Source organism: Streptomyces sp. 5-10 (assembly GCF_014712245.1).
GTDB lineage: Bacteria > Actinomycetota > Actinomycetes > Streptomycetales > Streptomycetaceae > Streptomyces > Streptomyces violaceusniger.
Genome location: NZ_JACVYG010000258.1, coordinates 1 through 320, shown reverse-complemented (window position 1 = coordinate 320; position 320 = coordinate 1). Strand labels below are relative to the sequence as shown.

General features: G+C 47.2%; 1 other RNA gene. It reads left to right on the top strand.

What is annotated here, in order from left to right:
• Positions 1-320, top strand: a transfer-messenger RNA (tmRNA) gene (gene ssrA, locus IEJ02_RS51590); the annotation flags it as partial.

The window sequence follows — 320 nt, the reverse complement described above, 5'->3', positions numbered from 1 at the left end:
TTGGCTTCGACGCCGATTGCGAACCCTTTGGTGCATGTCGTGAGTGTAGTGAATCACGTAAATCAATTACTACACAGTTATAGTTGCAAACGACGATAACTACGCTCTAGCAGCTTAAGTCTGCTTGCGCTGCTCCTATAGGTGTCTATAACTAAAGGATTTTGCAGTGTCATTCGAGATAGAATCGCCCGGAAGCTTTGTCTCAAGACGAAGGGTTAAAACTAAAGAGGCTCGCCCTAAACGCCCTGACCTTCGGGCCGTGCTGGGTTAACTTAGTAGAAGTGTCTAAACATGTAGATCTGGAGGCAGAGGATTGGCGG